Origin of the sequence: Methylocapsa acidiphila B2 (assembly GCF_000427445.1) — a bacterium.
GTDB classification, from domain to species: domain Bacteria; phylum Pseudomonadota; class Alphaproteobacteria; order Rhizobiales; family Beijerinckiaceae; genus Methylocapsa; species Methylocapsa acidiphila.
Map to the genome: position 1 here is coordinate 3,340,114 of NZ_KE386496.1, position 14,402 is coordinate 3,354,515.

Sequence of the window (14,402 nt, forward strand, 5' to 3'; positions counted from 1 at the left end):
GATTGATCGATGGATGGCGCGATTGAATCAGGCGCCGTCAGGCCAACGGGGGTAAGCTGGTCGGCGGGCGCGGAGGCGGCGGAGCCGCTCTGTGTGGGCGCCGTCGCGCCGGCGTAAGTCAGATAGCTCCCGCCGACATCGAGCTGCGCCGGCGTCTGCATCCCGTCGCCGCCCGGCGGTGCATAGCCGTCGATCTGCGTTGGGCCTAAGGTGACAGTACCGGTTGAATCGACACTGGACGGCGCCAGGCCATTGCCGCTCGTCGCCGCCGCGCTCGCCGCCGAAGTTCCAGCTCCAAACCCCATTCGCCTGCATAAGAGCCTCATGGCTGCCGGCCTCCGCCAATTGGCCGCGCTCCAGCACCAGAATTCGATCTGCGTGGCGCACGGTCGATAAGCGATGGGCGACGATCAGAACCGTGCGGCCTTTGCAAATTGAGCGCATATTGGCTTGGATGATTTGCTCAGACTCGTAATCGAGCGCCGACGTCGCCTCGTCGAAAATCAATATGCGCGGATTGGTGACGAGCGCGCGCGCAATCGCGATCCGCTGCCGCTGTCCGCCGGAAAGATTTGCGCCGCGCTCCTCCAAGATCGTGTCATAACCATGCGGCAGCTCGAGAATGAATTCATGCGCACCTGCGAGCTCGGCGCATCGGATTACATCTTCCAGCGCCAGCGCTGGGTTGGCGAGCGCTATATTTTCACGGACAGCCCGGTTGAAAAGCATATTTTCCTGCAGGACCACGCCGATTTGGCGGCGCAACCAGGAGGGATCGAGCAGGCCGATGTCGACCCCATCCACAAGAATGCGGCCGCGCTCCGGCGCATAAAGCCGCTGCAAAAGCTTGGTCAAGGTCGATTTGCCTGAGCCGGACCGGCCGACAATGCCGACCACTTCGCCGGCCGCAATATCGAGCGAAAGATCGCGCAGGACCTCCTGGCCGCCGGGCTTATAGCGGAAGAGTATGGAGTCAAAAGAGACGCGCCCTTGGATCGGCGGCAGGTCCAGCTTGGCGGCAGCGGCGTGGTTCTCTGTGGGCGTGTTGATAATGTCGCCGAGACGGTCGATCGACAATTTGAATTGCTGAAAGTCCTGCCAAAGCTGCGCGAGCCGCAAGACCGGCGCGCTGATCTGCGCGGCGAGCATGTTGAAGGCGACGAGCTCACCGATCGTCATCGTGTTGTCGATGACTGCGCGCGCTCCAAACCATAGGATGGCGGCTGTGGCAAGCTTGTTTACGAGCGCCACGAGCTGCGCGCCGCCCGCGCCGAGGGTGACGACTTTCAAAGACGCGCTGATATAGGCGGCGAGCTGTTGCTCCCAACGCTGCCGCATCTGCGGCTCGACCGCCATGGCTTTCAGCGTTTGCATCCCCGAGAGGCTCTCGACCAGCAGCGATTGATTAGCGGCGCCGCGATGAAATTTCTCCTTGACGCGAGCCTGGAGGCCGGGCGTCACCGCGACGGAAATTATCGCGTAACACGGAATTGACAGCACAACGATAAGCGTCAGCGACGGGCTGTAATAGAACATGACGGCGAGAAAGATGAATCCGAACAACACATCAATGACAAGGGTAAGCGCCGAGGAGGTGATGAATTGACGCACATTTTCCAGTTCGCGAACCCGGGCTACGGTCTGACCTGTGGCTCGGTTCTCGAAATAGCTGATTGGCAGCGCGATCAGATGCTTGAACAGTAACGAACCGAGGATGGCATCCATGCGGCTCGTCGTATGAGCGAAGGCGTAGGTGCGTAACCAGTTGAGGCTGATATCGCCGATGTTGACGACGACGAGGCCGATCACCAGCACTTCCAAAGTGGCAAGACCGCGGTGAACCAGCACCTTGTCGATCACGACCTGAAAAAACAATGGCGCGACAAGCCCGATCAGTTGAATAAAGACCGATATCAGCAGCACCTCAGCCAGAACGTTCCGAAAGCTTTTGACGACCGGCAAAAACCAGGCAAGGCCGAAGCGCAGGGCGTCGCCGCCCAATGGCTCGCGCTTGGCTACAAGAATGACATCCCCGGCCCAGGCCTGCTCAAGTTGATCGAGCGACCATTCCGCGGGAGGCTGACCGGCCTCGGCGACCAGCGCCTTGCCCTCGACTGCGCGCGCGATGACGAAGAACGAACCGTCCTTGGCCGCGGCGATAGCGGGCAATGGTAAGCTTGTAAGGCGGCGGACGGCCGCTTTCGTCCATCGCGCCTTTAGACCTTCCGAGCGTGCGATCCGGACCAGATCCTCGGCTTTGGCCTTGTCGCCGAAAGAAATATGCTCGTGGCGCATCCGATTGACGTCGAGACGAGCACCGAGGACGGAAGCGACCAGCCACAGTGATGAAAGTCCGCTATCGGCCTGTTCGTCGTCGGCCAACGGCCAAGCGTCGGCGGCTTTTTTGCTCCGTGCTGTCACGGAAAAATCCCAAATCAGCAAAATTGAAAAGTGCAGTCAATGAAGCTATAAGCTTGCTATATAGCTCAATTACACGCGATGCGAAATAGGCTTGATCTTAGCTTTATAAAAAAACTTCAACGCCCAAAGCTGTTGCGGCGTAGGCCACGTCTTAAAAGCCAGGTTATTGATTCATTTTTGTTTTCAAACTTCGACAGGCGGGCGGACTTGACGGTCCTACGAACAGGATAGAGAACGAAGCAACGTGCCTACATGTCGCTCGCCTCTCCATCCGAGTCAACGCCATGATGGCGTCGGTGGAAAACACCTTGCCTGCGTGACCGCGCAGGCGCGCGAAGCGGCTCGGCCGCTGCTTACAATCGACCCTGCTGCCCGGTTCGACACCAAGCAGATCCCGCACCGGCTTCGGGATCGTGACCGGTCCCTTGCTTGTGACCGTCGCCGCCATCTCGCGCCTGTGATGCTAAATCTCAAGATGGCGTTACCGTAGTGCACGGGAAGACGGGCGTCGCCCGAAAAGGGCTCAAATTCGTTGGGACATCGACGACTCCACAAGGCGCCGATTGGTTGATGCGACCTAATTGCAGTCGGCGGCCTCCCGCTGCGCCCGGTTGGGCGAATGAGTTTTGGTGGATAAGCGGAGGCCGTAGACCTCGACGACGGCGGTCCAGTGCTAGATTCGCGAAATCTCCTTTCTCGAGGAGGGACGTAGGTGGCCACAAAGCGCGCGAAAACCGCCGAGGCGCAAGATCCCCTGCAATACGCCCGGCGCTTGGAGGAATTGATCGCCGAGCTTTGCGTCGAAGCCATGAGTTTCGCCGCGCGATCAAAGGTTGAGGAGACCGCCTATCAGTGGCTCGGGGGGCCCGACCTCGATCCCGACGATCCAAGGAGCGTCGACGCCGTCGCCGAAGCCCTTTTGCGCGCTTTGGAGATCGCGACCTTCGCGCCCTCATTCACCGGCACCACGGCGATTGATCGGCTGGCCAGGCGGCGCAAGTCCGCCGACGGCGAAGCAAGAGCCGCGCTGGAGGCACTGAAACAGGCCAGCTTCCGAATCTTGCGGATTAGTTCTCCAGAACGCCAGGGTTTGCACCGCGTCGAAGATTTGGTCACCTGCGAAGCTTTTTCAATTCTTGCCGACGAGATCCCGGCGGCTGCGGTGGGTTTGTCCAATGCCGAGCGGCTTTGCCCGCTTCCGAGCGGGAATTTCGTTATCGCGGGCCCGCTGACGCCGCTCGACGATGGAGCCCTCGAAGTCGCAACGGGGTTCGCCAGGTCGGGCAGAGGATTCGCCAATCCGGAGCGCGCTGCGCAGCGGCTATCTATCGGCATGTCGTGCGCCATGGCGCTCTGCAAATCCCCGCACTGAACGTCTATCCTGAAGCCGACGATGATCCGTCGCTGTCCGAACTCGAAGGCTCTGAACTCGATTTGCTCGCCCATGAATGGGCTAGGCTTGCAAGCGCAATTGAGCCTTCCGCCGAGATCATCGCTGAAAAGCTCGTTGGTTTTGGCATCCTTGAAATATCCGAAGGAGCTTTTGTCGGACATGTGATGCTGAGACCGTCTCAAACTCGGGGGTGCTAACCGGCCTAGGATATTGGGTAGCTGGTCAGCGCCCCTAGAGCGATATGGTTTCGTTCAAATGTTCCGTTCATGACGGCGGTGCGAACTTTGAGTATGACGTGCGCTCCCCGTGGCGACCAGCGCATTTGCTGTTTTGCCGTCATCCGCCGATGTAGCAGCCTTCGAACGGCGCTCTCGGTTTGAGCCGTCGCAATTGGCTCAGCCGCGTGCCGAGCGGCGGCATAATTTATGACCGAGGTGAATTGCCCGGTCGCGTAAGTCTCAAGATCTCGCAGGACGCCAGTGAGCTTCTCGAGGTAGGCTGCAGTCAGCAGGATTTGGCGCTTTGGCGTCTCGAGGTCCTCCAAAATCTCGTCGATCGGGTGAAGAGCCGCCTGGGGCGGCTATGCCATAGCCGCCAGCGGACTCGTTCAATCTTCTTCCTAAGCAACAACACCGTGGTGTAGATCCTCGTCGGCCTCACGTGGCAGCTTCTTGCCGTTTGCGCAACGTGCTGGACTCGCATCGAAAGATGGAACCTGTCCAAAACGTGACGCGTCGGACCCGGGCTTGCGGACCCACCGAGAAAACGTGGGCCGTCGGTGCCGTCGCTCAAAACCGTTACTGGAGTCGAGGGAGCCGCACCAAGGTCGCGCAAGTCGGCGTTGAGCTGCTGACGCTGTCGATCCGCCTCGACCGGCACGCTACTGAACGGCTGCTGCTCCCCTCGGTCGTCACTGGCGCAAGCGACCAGGGTCGCCATTTTGACGAGAATGCGCTCGTATTTTGGCGTGCATCGATCCGGCATGATTTCGACCAAAAGGCTGACAATTTGCCGCGATGCGACCCCACAGCAGCAGGGATTGAAACGAGGCGCCTCGATTTGCGCGACCCCGAATAATGTCGTCAGCCGCCGAATACGCTAGTCCGTGACGCCGCGTTGTCGCGGGTATCGGTCGGAAGATGCGGCGCAATCTTCGCAAACTGCGCGCCCGTCAGCCAAAATTGCTCGAGAGTCATCGGTTTTCCTTTCGGAAACCGTGAATCACACCCCACGCCTCATGCCAACCAGTTTACGGGTCCAGACCCTAGTGGGGCCGATTTTCGCGCCGTCCTTGCCCGGCCTTGCGCTCGCTCTGTTCATACCGAGCCCGGGCTATTTCGTGCTGGTCCTCATTCTCTTCGTGGTTTTGGCGGCGTGGCTGAAACGGATCGCGGATCCCTTGCCCGGCACGGAGACGCCGACGCGTTTCGACGTCCCGAAATTCCTTTTCGCCCAACTGCCGTCGATCGTCATGTTCGCGGCGCTCTATTGCGCGGTCACCAGCCTCATCGGCTTGTCTTTGTCCCAGCTGCTCACTGGCCGCGACTTCGTGGAGGCCTGGTCCACTTTGGTCATGTGGCTGGCGCTCGGTTTGCTGGGCGTGCCGGCGACCGTGATGGGAGCGCTCGTTTGGCTGCGTTCGCTCGAACGCGCCGATTGTTCTCAGAACGCGCCGCGTGTCGATCCGAAATTGCTCCGGGCGATGGCGCAGCGCGAGGATTGGATCCCGCAGAACCATATGGGCTCGATCGTGCTGATAAAGCCGGGAATCTTGCGCGCGATCCTTATCCGCGCCGGGCATCTCGGCCTGGGCCTGCTGTTGCGGGTCACCGCGCGCGACGGCTATCTGGGATAGATGCGCACCATTCATTTCGCACATTGGGCGATGGTGAACAACAAGTCGCGCCTGATGTTCTTTTCCAATTTCGACCAGACCTGGGAGAGCTATCTCGATGATTTTATCGAAAAGGCCCATGTCGGCCTGACGCTCGCCTGGAGCTGCGGCGTCGGCTTTCCGTCAGCCCGCTTTCTCCTCTTTGAGGGCGCGAGTCAGGGGTGCCAATTCAAGGAATGGGCGCGCCATTCCATGGCTGTCAGCCACTTCTGGTACAGCGCCTACAAGGATCTCACGACCGAACAGATCGAGCGCAATTGCCGCATCGCGCTCGGACTTCGTCACACCACAATGACCGACGAGGAGGCCGAGCAATGGATCAGCGACCTGTGAGCGCGCCCAAAGCCGATCCCGCCAGATGGCGGCTCGCTTCGCCGCATGATACGAACACGCAGGGGCTTGTCGTCAGCGGCTTTTCCGACGCGCCTGTCTGCCGCGCCTTGTTCCTGGAGTTCGGCTGGCGCAACGACCCGGCCGCGGGCGGCCGCGCCTGACTCAAGGCCTTGACCAGCGTCGCGGCGATCACCGATTCGGACGGCAACGATCCGTGTTGCACGGCGATCGGCTTGACCTAGCTCGGCCTGCGCAAAATGGGCCTTAACGCCAATACGCTGGCGAGCTTCGACCGTCCTTTCAAGGAAGGCATGTTCCAGGAGGACCGGCTGCGCCGTCTCGGCGATCGCCCCGATTCCAAATGGCAGCCGACCGTTGTTGACGGCGGTCCGATCTGGAGCGGCAATTTGCCTGAGGACGAAGCCGCGGAGGACACCCAAGCGAGATCGTCGCCAAGCTGCGTCAGGTTGATGTCCTGACGGCGCAGGGCAAATCGATCGCCGAGGCGGTGAAGACAATCGCAGGGACGGAGACGACCTATTTCCGTTGGCGCGCGGAGTACGGCGGCCTGAAGAGCGACCAGGTCAAGCGGCTGAAGGAATTGGAGCTGGAGAACGCCCGGTTGCGGCGGGTGATGTCGGACGCTGGCCCCGGATCGCTTTCGATGCGCCTCACGATCTCGATGACGAAATCTTTGAACGCCGCTTTGTCCATGAGCTTTCGTCGGTCGTAGGCGCCATCGGCGAACAAATGCCTGACCCACGGCCAGCGCTTGCGAATGGCGTCGAGAATTTGCTGCGCGCCGGCAGAGTCAGAGATGTCCGCAGTCGTCAGATTGATCATGAGCCGCCTCCCATCTGTATCTACGGCGATGTGACGCTTGCGTCCCTTGATCTTCTTGCCGGCGTCGTAGCCTCGAGTTTCGGCCGCCGGGGCTTTGACCGATTGGCTGTCGACAACGCCCGCCGAAGGGCTCGCCTCCCGTCCGGCGCGCTCGCGGTCGATCATCAGCGCCACATCATGGATCGTCTCGGACAGAAAGCGGCGCATGAAGCGGCGAAACCACCAATAGACGGTTTGCCAGGGCGGAAAATCCCTCGGCAGCATGCGCCAGCCGCAGCCGGCGCGGGCGATGTAGCGGATCGCGTTCAAGACCTCGCGCAGGTCGACCGAGGTCTTACGCCGCTTCCTCGCCGGGAGGAGCAGGAAAGGCTCGATCCGCTCCCACTCCTCATCGGTCAGATCGGTCGGATAACGTTTGGCTTTCTTCTCGATAGCCGCTATTTCGGCGCGATTCGCTCGGGTCCACATCCCGGTCTTGAATCACGCCGCCCAAGATCCCTCAACCATGCTCAAACGGACTCTGAGCACAGCTGGGGCCTAGATGGCTCGGGACGGCGCAATACGGCTCGTATGTTTCCTTGTGACTCAACTCCATCATCAATCCAATGACTGGTTACGACCCAAGCCGACGCCGTCGCCTAGAACAAAGTCCACCGCTTGGAATTCGGACGTTGTTCTGTGCAACGGCAGGATCGGGCGTGATGCAGGCGGCACCCAACTAGTGAATGACAGCTTCTGGGAGTTGGAAACTAGGCTTAGAATGACGAGCTTGGGGGCCGAAAGGAGAAATTCGAACTGAGTTATCGCCCTTCGTTCGTTTCCGGTGCAGGAAGGCGGCTCCATGAGCCCGCTCCCGGAGCGTGTTCAGATACCGATGCGTGTGTCAATTCTTGTCGATCCAACAATCCCATTGGATCGGAATACGCTCAAAAAGATCCAAACAGCGTCCCGAGCCCGATCACGGCGGCGAGGGCGACGATCGAGCCTACGATCCCCACCATGACTATGTCGAAATAGCTTTCGCGATGGCTCGCGCCGCAGACCGCGAGCACGGTGACGACGGCGCCATTATGCGGGAGCATGTCGAGCGTGCCGGCGCCGATCACCGCGATGCGGTGCATGAGCGCGGGATTGATCGCATGCTCGACGGCGATGTTCATGTAGGAGGCGCCGAGCGCGTCTAGCGCGATGGTGAGGCCGCCCGAGGCGGAGCCGGTGAGCGCGGCGAGAACATTGGTCGCGACCGCAAGAGAAACCAACGGGCCGCCCTCGATGCCTAGCACCCAGTCGCGCACCAGGGTGAAAGCGGGCAGCGCCGCCACCACCGAGCCGAAGCCGACGAGGCTCGCGACATTGAGCACGGGGAGGGCGGCGGCGTTGGCGCCGGCGTCCATCGTCGCCCGGAGCGAGGGCAGCCGCGGGAAATTTATGGCGACGAGAACGGCGATCGCCGCGGCGAGCGCGGTCAGCACGGCCCAGACACCGCCGACGGCGGAAAGCGACGTCGCGCCCCAAGCCGGGTCTGCGAGATAGGAGGCGTTGAGGCGCGGCAACACAAAGAAGGACATGACGAGATTGACGGCGACGACGACGATGAGCGGCAGCGCCGCGAGCGCGACGTGCGGCGTCCGCGCACATTCCGCGCTATGGGCGATCTCGGCGGGATCGAAGGCGGCGGCGGTGGTCGCCCGCTCGCGGACGAGCAGATCATCCGCTGCTGACGTTTCCGAATCCGTGTCGCCGCCATAGCCCTCGCCATTGGCCCGCGCGCGCGCTTCTGCGCGGGCGAGCCACCAAAGGCCCAAGCCCAGCATGATGATCGAGGCGATCACGCCGAGGCCCGGCGCCGCGAAGGGCGTCGTGCCGAAGAAGGGCATGGGGATCGCGTTCTGGATCGCCGGCGTTCCGGGCAGGGCCGACATGGTGAAGGTAGAGGCGCCGAGCATGATCGCCGCCGGCATGAGCCGCTTTGGAATCCCCGCCGTCTTGAACAGCGCATGGGCCATGGGCGCGATCACGAAAAAGGCGACGAACAGGCTGACGCCGCCATAGGTGACGAAGGCGCCGGCCAGAACCACGGCGAGGATCGCCCGCTTGGCGCCGAGGCGCTCGGTCATGAAGCGGGCGATGGAGGAGACCGAGCCGCTATCCTCCATGAGCTTGCCGAACAGCGCGCCGAGCAGAAAGATCGGGAAGAATTGCATGACGAAACGGGCCGCGCTGCCCATGAATATCTGCGTCCAGCTCGCGAGCAGCGGCTCTCTCGCCAGCCCGGCGGCCAGAAGCGCGGCGGCGGGCGCGAGCAAAAGCACGCTCCAGCCCCGATAGGCGAGAAAGATCAGAAGGGCGAGGGCGATAAGGATGCCGAGAAGTCCCATGCGTCAGACCCTTTCGAGCAAATTGTCGATGTCGAGCGTCGAGTGGCGGCCGAGATCTCCGCCATGGGCCGCGAGGAACGCCTGCGCCGATTTCCGGCCCTCGTCGCGCAGCATGGTGAAAAACTCCCATTCCGCATTGAGCTTAGAGGAGGCGCCGAGCTCGGTCATGATCTCGCTTGCGATGCGGTGGATGCGCATATTCGCCCAAAGCGCGCCCTCGCTGTCGCCAGGATCGGCGACGCGCTGGAGCAGCGCCATCATGCGCAGCTCTTTCAAAAGGACGGCGTTGAAGGACACTTCGTTCAGCCGGTTCAAAATGTCCGACGCCGTGCGCGGAGGCTCCTTGCGCTCGACCGGATTGATCTGAACGAGAATGGTGTCTTGCGATTTGCACTCGCGGATCAAAGGGGTGAGCGTGGGATTGCCGGAATAGCCGCCGTCCCAATAGGGCTCGCCGTCGATTTCCACGGCCTGGAACATCGTGGGCAGGCAGGCCGAGGCGAGCAGGACGTCGGCGGTGACGGCGTCGTTCTTGAACACATGGCCCCGGCCGGTGCGGACATTGGTGGCCGTGATGAAGAGCTTGATGGGCGCCTGCGCTAGCCGGTCGAAATCGATGAGCTCGGCGAGGATCTCGCGCAGCGGATTGGCGCCTCTTGGATTCAAGTCATAGGGCGACAGCAGGCGGGACAGGAGGTCCATGCCGACATAGATCGGGGAGGAGTCGAGCGTCCAGCGGCCGAGCAGAATATCGAGCGGGCCGCGCCGGAACGGACTGAAGCGGCCTGCCTCGGCGACGCGCCGCCAGAAACATTCGAGCGCCTCCCGCGCGCCGGCGGCGCCGCCTTTGGCGTGGCCGTCGACGAGCGCCGCGGCGTTCATCGCGCCGGCCGAGGTGCCCGAAATGCCGTCGATTTGGAGCCAGGGCTCCTCCAGAAGACGGTCGAGCACGCCCCAGGTGAAGGCGCCATGCGCGCCGCCGCCTTGCAAGGCCAGATCGATGAGGAGGGGATCGCGTGAAAAGGGGGCGTCAGCGGCTTCTATCGGCATCCGGCCTCACGACGCTCATCGCAACCAAGCGTCACGAGAGGTAGAGATATAATCCAGTATCGCAAACGGAAATGCGATCGTCGCCGCGCATGATACACTAACGACGCCGAAGGGTGTTCACAATTGTGCGCGTATGTAATTCTGTCCTATTTTGCGCGCGACGGCAGCGCGAGAATATGGTGGGATGACATTAGGCGCTTGGACTCGATCAGCTCGGCGAGCGCCCTGGCAAGAATATTGCGGTTCGAAGACCGGATGTGGGCGCGCGCGGCGGCGCAAATGCTCTCAGGCTTCGGAAAATCGAGAGCAGGGGGCGAAGGATGAGCGGTGATCAAGCGATCGTAAGAATTGTGACAGACTCGGCGCGAAATCGCTTTATCATAGGCGTTTTCGGCGTGGTTCTTGTTTCCGCCACTCTTTATTTCGGCCGCATCGTGTTCGAGCCTGTCGCCTTCGTGCTGTTCTCGATGGCTCTTGTCGAACCGATCCGCAAAAAGGCCGAGGGCCGCTTCGGCAAGGGGATCGCGCTCACGCTCAGCATTCTTTTGACCTTTCTTGTTCTTTCTATTCTCGTCGGCGCGGTTGTCTGGAGCATCGGCGATATTGTCCATTGGGGCTTGGCGAATGTGGACCGGCTACAGGCGCTTTATGTCCGCATGATGCAATGGCTGCAGGAGCGCGACCTCTTTGTCGGCGATTTGGAGGGGCTGAATTCCTTTTCCGTCTCCAGCCTGCTCAAGACCGTCGCGGGCTATGTCAATTACCTTCTCGGCTTTGCTCTGGTCGTTATCTTGTTTTTGGCCTTCGGCCTCGCCGAGATGGACGATTTCCGGCTGAAGCTCATCGCGATCGATAAGAAAATCACCGGCTGGAGCCTGTTGGCGACCTGCGAGCGGATCGCCGAAAAAATTCGCAAATATATGCTCATACGCACCCTGGCGAGCGTCGCTACCGGCGTGGCGGTGTTTCTGTTCACTTTGTCGGTCGGGCTCGAGCTGGCGCTCGCCTGGGGCGTCATCTCTTTTGTGCTGAACTACATTCCTTATGTCGGGCCTTTGGTCGCCGTCATCCTGCCGGTGATATTCGCGACCGCCCAATTCGAATCCTGGCAGATGGCCTTGTTCATCTTTGGAGCGCTGTATCTGATCCAATTTATCATCGGCAGCTATCTGGAGCCGATTTTGACCGGCAATGCGCTTGCAATCTCGCCCTTCGTGATGCTGTTGGCGTTCCTGATCTGGGATTTTCTATGGGGCATGCCCGGAGCCTTCATAGGACTTCCGGTGACAATCGCGCTGTTCACAATATGGCAGCAGAATCCTTCGACGCGTTGGATCGCGGACCTCATGTCGACGGCCGAGGCCGCTTCAGCGCCTCCATCGACAGAGACGGGCGGCGCCTGAGGTCAACAACGAAGCTATGTGCGGGGCCGCGTCGAGTCGGGCGCATCATTGACGCCGACGATCGGCGCGCTAGTTTTCTAAGAAGAATTTAGCCGAGTTGGAAAATGGCTGTACTGGATGGTCCTTCGATGCGTGATCCGACATTGCCGCAAGACTTGATCGAGCCTCCGGCGTCTTCCGGCAAAGGCGGCCTGTTGCGCCAGGCCCTGCCGTTTTTGACCGTGCTGGTTCTCGCCATTTTCGGCGTCGCCTACACGAATATTTCAGGCAAGCCGCTCGTCGGCTATTGGGAGTTCCTGGCGGTGGCGATCGGCGTCGTCTGCGTCGTCAACGCATGGCCCAAAACCGAGGACCGGCGCGCACGGGTAAGGCTCATAGGGACGCAAGCGGCCCATTGGGCGACCTTCCTGATCACGATGAACATCGTCCTTTTGCCAGGCGTGCAAAAATTATTGCCTCAGCCGGGCGCGAGCCTCGTGCTCTTGATGCTGCTGGCGCTGGCGACCTTTCTCGCCGGGGTCAATCTTCTATCCGTGCAAATGTGCTTTCTGGGTCTCGCCATGGCCGTCTCCGTTCCGGCGATCGCCTGGCTCAAGCAGGCTGCCCTTTTCCTCGTTCTGGCGGCTTCGCTCGTAATTGGACTCGCCGTCGCTTTTTGGCCGCGCAAGAGAGTCGCGCGGTCGCCCGAGACGAGTTGAACGCTGGAACGACAAACCACCGTTCCTGGCTTCAAGCTGGACGCTGCGCGGAAGGCGCTGCATGGGCGGCGAGGATCGCCTGATAAATGTCCATCGCCTTCGCCGCCAGCGTAGCGCTCGAGTAGGTTTCCTGCAGCGCCTTCGCGGCCTTCGCCGCCAGAGCGAGTCGCAGGGGTTCATTGGCGCCGAGTTCTAAAATGGCGTCGGCGAGCGCAGCGCCGTCGCGCGGCGGGACGATCAACCCGGCGCCTGTCGTCCGCACGAGCTCCGCGATCTCGCCGACGTCGGTTGCGATTACCGGTAGGCCGAAGGCCAGCGCCGCCATCAGCACGCCGCTTTGCGAGGCCTCGATATAGGGAAGCGCGACGACGTCGGCGTCCGTCAGGAGTTGGGCCAGTTCCTCATCGGGGATGAACCTATTGCGCAAGTCGAAATTCTCCGTCTCCGGAATGCGCAAGCTCTCATTTGTGAGATCGTCGCCGCGCCCGGCGACGACGATGCGCAGAGAAGGGAGGCGCGGCAGCGCCAATTGCGCGGCTTCGAGGAGATATTTCAGCCCCTTATACTCGTAGATCCGGCCGAAAAAGAGAATGCGGAAAGATCCGTCCTTCGTCTTGGTCATTTTGCGCTGCGCCGCGAGCCGCGCGTAATAATTCAGGGGCGGATGCGGGAACACGAACAAGCGGTCGCGCCGTACGGGCAGCTTGTCGAGAGCCGCCGCGCGCAATGTCTCGCCATGCACGATGACGGCGTCGGCCTGACGGATGAACCTGTCGATGAACAGGCGCGGCACGCGGCGCGATTCGCTGTCGCCTGGGTGATAATCGATGTCGTGGACCGTGGTTGCGACCGGGACGCCGAGAACGCCGCGCAGCAGCGGCGGCAACAGGTTCAGCCAGATGTTGTTCTCGCCGAGAAAATGGACGATGTCCGGGCGCCAGGCCCTGATGCGGGCGAGCAGCTTGTAGATGAGGATGATATTGCCCGGCGATCTATGGCGCGGCCAATGAAAGGGCGCGATCTCGACGCGAGGGTCGACGAAGGATCGGCCGGCGACGCTTTTTTCGGGCGCGCAAAGCAAGACCTCGCAAGACTCTGTCAGCATTTCGGCATATTCGACGCAATAGTCGAATGAAGCAGTGGCGATCAGGGCGACCCGCATGTCGTTTCTCTCCGCCGCCGGCCGCGCGCCTGCGAGCCAGCTATAGCGCCAGAGCCAAGCGTTTCTAGCCGAATGGAACCATTTGGCCGACAAGAAGTGCTTTTACATCAAAATCTGAAGCGTCTTATTGTCAATCGCATCGATTTCGTCTGATTGGCATGTTCGATTGCGGCTTGGCGACTCCGGCGCGCAGATTTTTCAAGCCTGCATTGCGACAAGGCAGCCGCGACAAGAGCGGCGCGATAGGTTTCGCGAAACTCAACGGTCCGCTGGGTTGGCCCGCTCCAGGCGCGCGACCACGCCTCCATAGACGCCGTCGACGCGGCGGCCGTCGCTCGAAATAGGAGCGGCGAGAAATTCGATCCATTGGCGCCGGCCCGGCTTGACGCGGAACTCGAATGCCGCGGCCAAGGGTTCGGCCGTCTCGGCGACGGCCTCAAGCAGGCGCCTGAGGCGCGCGGCGAGGCGAGGCGCCAGCAATTTCGAAAGTCTTTTGTCTGGCGCCGTCATGCCGAGTATAAATGCGGCTTCCGGTCCGGCGCCGGTTGCTTCCCATTCGCGCGCGTCGCCGACGCGACGGAACATGAAGACATGAGGCGCGATCATGTCGGGGTTCGCAGCGAGCTCTTCCGCCTGCGGCATGACCCGTCCGTCGCGCTTGTCCCGCCAGAACTGAAGCGCGAGCTGCAGGACGGGATCGCTGGCGTCGGCGGAGTCGAGCCGGCTGAACAGGCGCGCCAAATGCGGCGGCGGTGGAGCGAGCATGGTCATGTCGCGTCTCCAATTGTGCGGACGCCGGCGTCCATTTCGAAAGAGGCGATCGTCAC

13 protein-coding genes and 4 pseudogenes are annotated in these 14,402 nt (G+C 61.4%); 9 read left to right on the forward strand and 8 right to left on the reverse strand.

The window, feature by feature from the left end:
* Positions 1 to 27 precede the first annotated feature (27 nt).
* Together METAC_RS27360 and METAC_RS27230 are read right to left on the reverse strand one after the other, a co-directional pair.
* Positions 28 to 2,421 carry a type I secretion system permease/ATPase gene (locus tag METAC_RS27360; RefSeq protein WP_084144050.1) on the reverse strand — a complete coding sequence of 798 codons (2,394 nt, stop codon included), beginning with the start codon at positions 2,419 to 2,421 and terminating at the stop codon, positions 28 to 30.
* Positions 2,422 to 2,686: 265 nt separating this feature from the next.
* Positions 2,687 to 2,869: pseudogene (locus METAC_RS27230) on the reverse strand (AbrB/MazE/SpoVT family DNA-binding domain-containing protein); the annotation flags it as partial.
* A gap of 264 nt (positions 2,870 to 3,133) precedes the next feature.
* Between METAC_RS27230 and METAC_RS0118425 the strand changes: the two are divergent.
* Positions 3,134 to 3,793 carry a hypothetical protein gene (locus tag METAC_RS0118425; RefSeq protein ID WP_026608146.1) on the forward strand — a complete coding sequence of 220 codons (660 nt, stop codon included), beginning with the start codon at positions 3,134 to 3,136 and terminating at the stop codon, positions 3,791 to 3,793.
* 223 nt (positions 3,794 to 4,016) lie between these two features.
* Here the strand turns inward: METAC_RS0118425 and METAC_RS27510 are convergent.
* Positions 4,017 to 4,208: pseudogene (locus METAC_RS27510) on the reverse strand (hypothetical protein); the annotation flags it as partial.
* Between the two features lie 284 nt (positions 4,209 to 4,492).
* Between METAC_RS27510 and METAC_RS0118440 the strand changes: the two are divergent.
* From METAC_RS0118440 to METAC_RS26590, 6 genes and pseudogenes are all read left to right on the forward strand, one after another.
* Positions 4,493 to 4,891: a hypothetical protein gene (locus METAC_RS0118440; RefSeq protein WP_026608147.1), complete on the forward strand. Its 399-nt coding sequence runs from the start codon at positions 4,493 to 4,495 to the stop codon at positions 4,889 to 4,891.
* 139 nt (positions 4,892 to 5,030) lie between these two features.
* Entirely contained in the window at positions 5,031 to 5,669 is a 639-nt protein-coding gene (locus METAC_RS0118450) for a hypothetical protein (protein WP_156898275.1), read from the forward strand.
* Positions 5,670 to 6,041, forward strand: a complete 372-nt coding sequence (locus METAC_RS0118455) for a hypothetical protein (RefSeq protein WP_026608149.1) — start codon at positions 5,670 to 5,672, stop codon at positions 6,039 to 6,041.
* Positions 6,023 to 6,202, forward strand: a complete 180-nt coding sequence (locus tag METAC_RS0118460; protein WP_026608150.1) for a hypothetical protein — start codon at positions 6,023 to 6,025, stop codon at positions 6,200 to 6,202. Before METAC_RS0118455 ends, METAC_RS0118460 begins: the two co-directional genes overlap by 19 nt.
* Positions 6,203 to 6,298: 96 nt before the next feature.
* Entirely contained in the window at positions 6,299 to 6,520 is a 222-nt protein-coding gene (locus METAC_RS0118465) for a hypothetical protein (RefSeq protein ID WP_026608151.1), read from the forward strand.
* A pseudogene (locus METAC_RS26590) lies at positions 6,487 to 6,684 on the forward strand (transposase); the annotation flags it as partial. The gene METAC_RS0118465 and the pseudogene METAC_RS26590, both read left to right, overlap by 34 nt.
* Positions 6,685 to 6,689: 5 nt before the next feature.
* Here the strand turns inward: METAC_RS26590 and METAC_RS24480 are convergent.
* The 3 genes and pseudogenes from METAC_RS24480 to METAC_RS0118480 form a co-directional block, all read right to left on the reverse strand.
* Positions 6,690 to 7,352: pseudogene (locus tag METAC_RS24480) on the reverse strand (IS5 family transposase); the annotation flags it as partial.
* Between the two features lie 458 nt (positions 7,353 to 7,810).
* Positions 7,811 to 9,262, reverse strand: coding sequence for a GntP family permease (locus METAC_RS0118475; RefSeq protein ID WP_026608152.1), 1,452 nt, complete (start codon positions 9,260 to 9,262; stop codon positions 7,811 to 7,813).
* A 3-nt stretch (positions 9,263 to 9,265) separates the two neighbouring features.
* Positions 9,266 to 10,312: a patatin-like phospholipase family protein gene (locus METAC_RS0118480; RefSeq protein WP_026608153.1), complete on the reverse strand. Its 1,047-nt coding sequence runs from the start codon at positions 10,310 to 10,312 to the stop codon at positions 9,266 to 9,268.
* Between the two features lie 395 nt (positions 10,313 to 10,707).
* Here METAC_RS0118480 and METAC_RS24485 point away from each other — a divergent pair, with 395 nt between their 5' ends.
* The gene (locus tag METAC_RS24485; protein WP_198017250.1) at positions 10,708 to 11,715 is read left to right on the forward strand and encodes an AI-2E family transporter; all 1,008 of its coding nucleotides are present in this window, start codon (positions 10,708 to 10,710) and stop codon (positions 11,713 to 11,715) included.
* A gap of 104 nt (positions 11,716 to 11,819) precedes the next feature.
* The gene (locus tag METAC_RS0118495) at positions 11,820 to 12,413 is read left to right on the forward strand and encodes a hypothetical protein (RefSeq protein ID WP_245257522.1); all 594 of its coding nucleotides are present in this window, start codon (positions 11,820 to 11,822) and stop codon (positions 12,411 to 12,413) included.
* A gap of 31 nt (positions 12,414 to 12,444) precedes the next feature.
* Here the strand turns inward: METAC_RS0118495 and METAC_RS24490 are convergent, their stop codons facing one another.
* Positions 12,445 to 13,575, reverse strand: coding sequence for a glycosyltransferase family 4 protein (locus tag METAC_RS24490; RefSeq protein ID WP_156898276.1), 1,131 nt, complete (start codon positions 13,573 to 13,575; stop codon positions 12,445 to 12,447).
* Positions 13,576 to 13,833: 258 nt separating this feature from the next.
* The gene (locus METAC_RS26870; RefSeq protein WP_026608156.1) at positions 13,834 to 14,346 is read right to left on the reverse strand and encodes a PAS domain-containing protein; all 513 of its coding nucleotides are present in this window, start codon (positions 14,344 to 14,346) and stop codon (positions 13,834 to 13,836) included.
* Positions 14,347 to 14,402 lie beyond the last annotated feature (56 nt).

What these genes read in the sequence shown, in the direction of transcription:
- METAC_RS0118460 (WP_026608150.1), top strand. Translation starts at nt 6,023, where the DNA reads ATGGATCAGCGACCTGTGAGCGCGCCCAAAGCCGATCCCGCCAGATGG.
- METAC_RS0118465 (WP_026608151.1), top strand. Translation starts at nt 6,299, where the DNA reads ATGGGCCTTAACGCCAATACGCTGGCGAGCTTCGACCGTCCTTTCAAG.
- METAC_RS0118480 (WP_026608153.1), bottom strand. Translation starts at nt 10,312, where the DNA reads ATGCCGATAGAAGCCGCTGACGCCCCCTTTTCACGCGATCCCCTCCTC.
- METAC_RS24490 (WP_156898276.1), bottom strand. Translation starts at nt 13,575, where the DNA reads ATGCGGGTCGCCCTGATCGCCACTGCTTCATTCGACTATTGCGTCGAA.
- METAC_RS26870 (WP_026608156.1), bottom strand. Translation starts at nt 14,346, where the DNA reads ATGACCATGCTCGCTCCACCGCCGCCGCATTTGGCGCGCCTGTTCAGC.
- METAC_RS0118495 (WP_245257522.1), top strand. Translation starts at nt 11,820, where the DNA reads ATGGCTGTACTGGATGGTCCTTCGATGCGTGATCCGACATTGCCGCAA.
- METAC_RS0118455 (WP_026608149.1), top strand. Translation starts at nt 5,670, where the DNA reads ATGCGCACCATTCATTTCGCACATTGGGCGATGGTGAACAACAAGTCG.
- METAC_RS0118475 (WP_026608152.1), bottom strand. Translation starts at nt 9,262, where the DNA reads ATGGGACTTCTCGGCATCCTTATCGCCCTCGCCCTTCTGATCTTTCTC.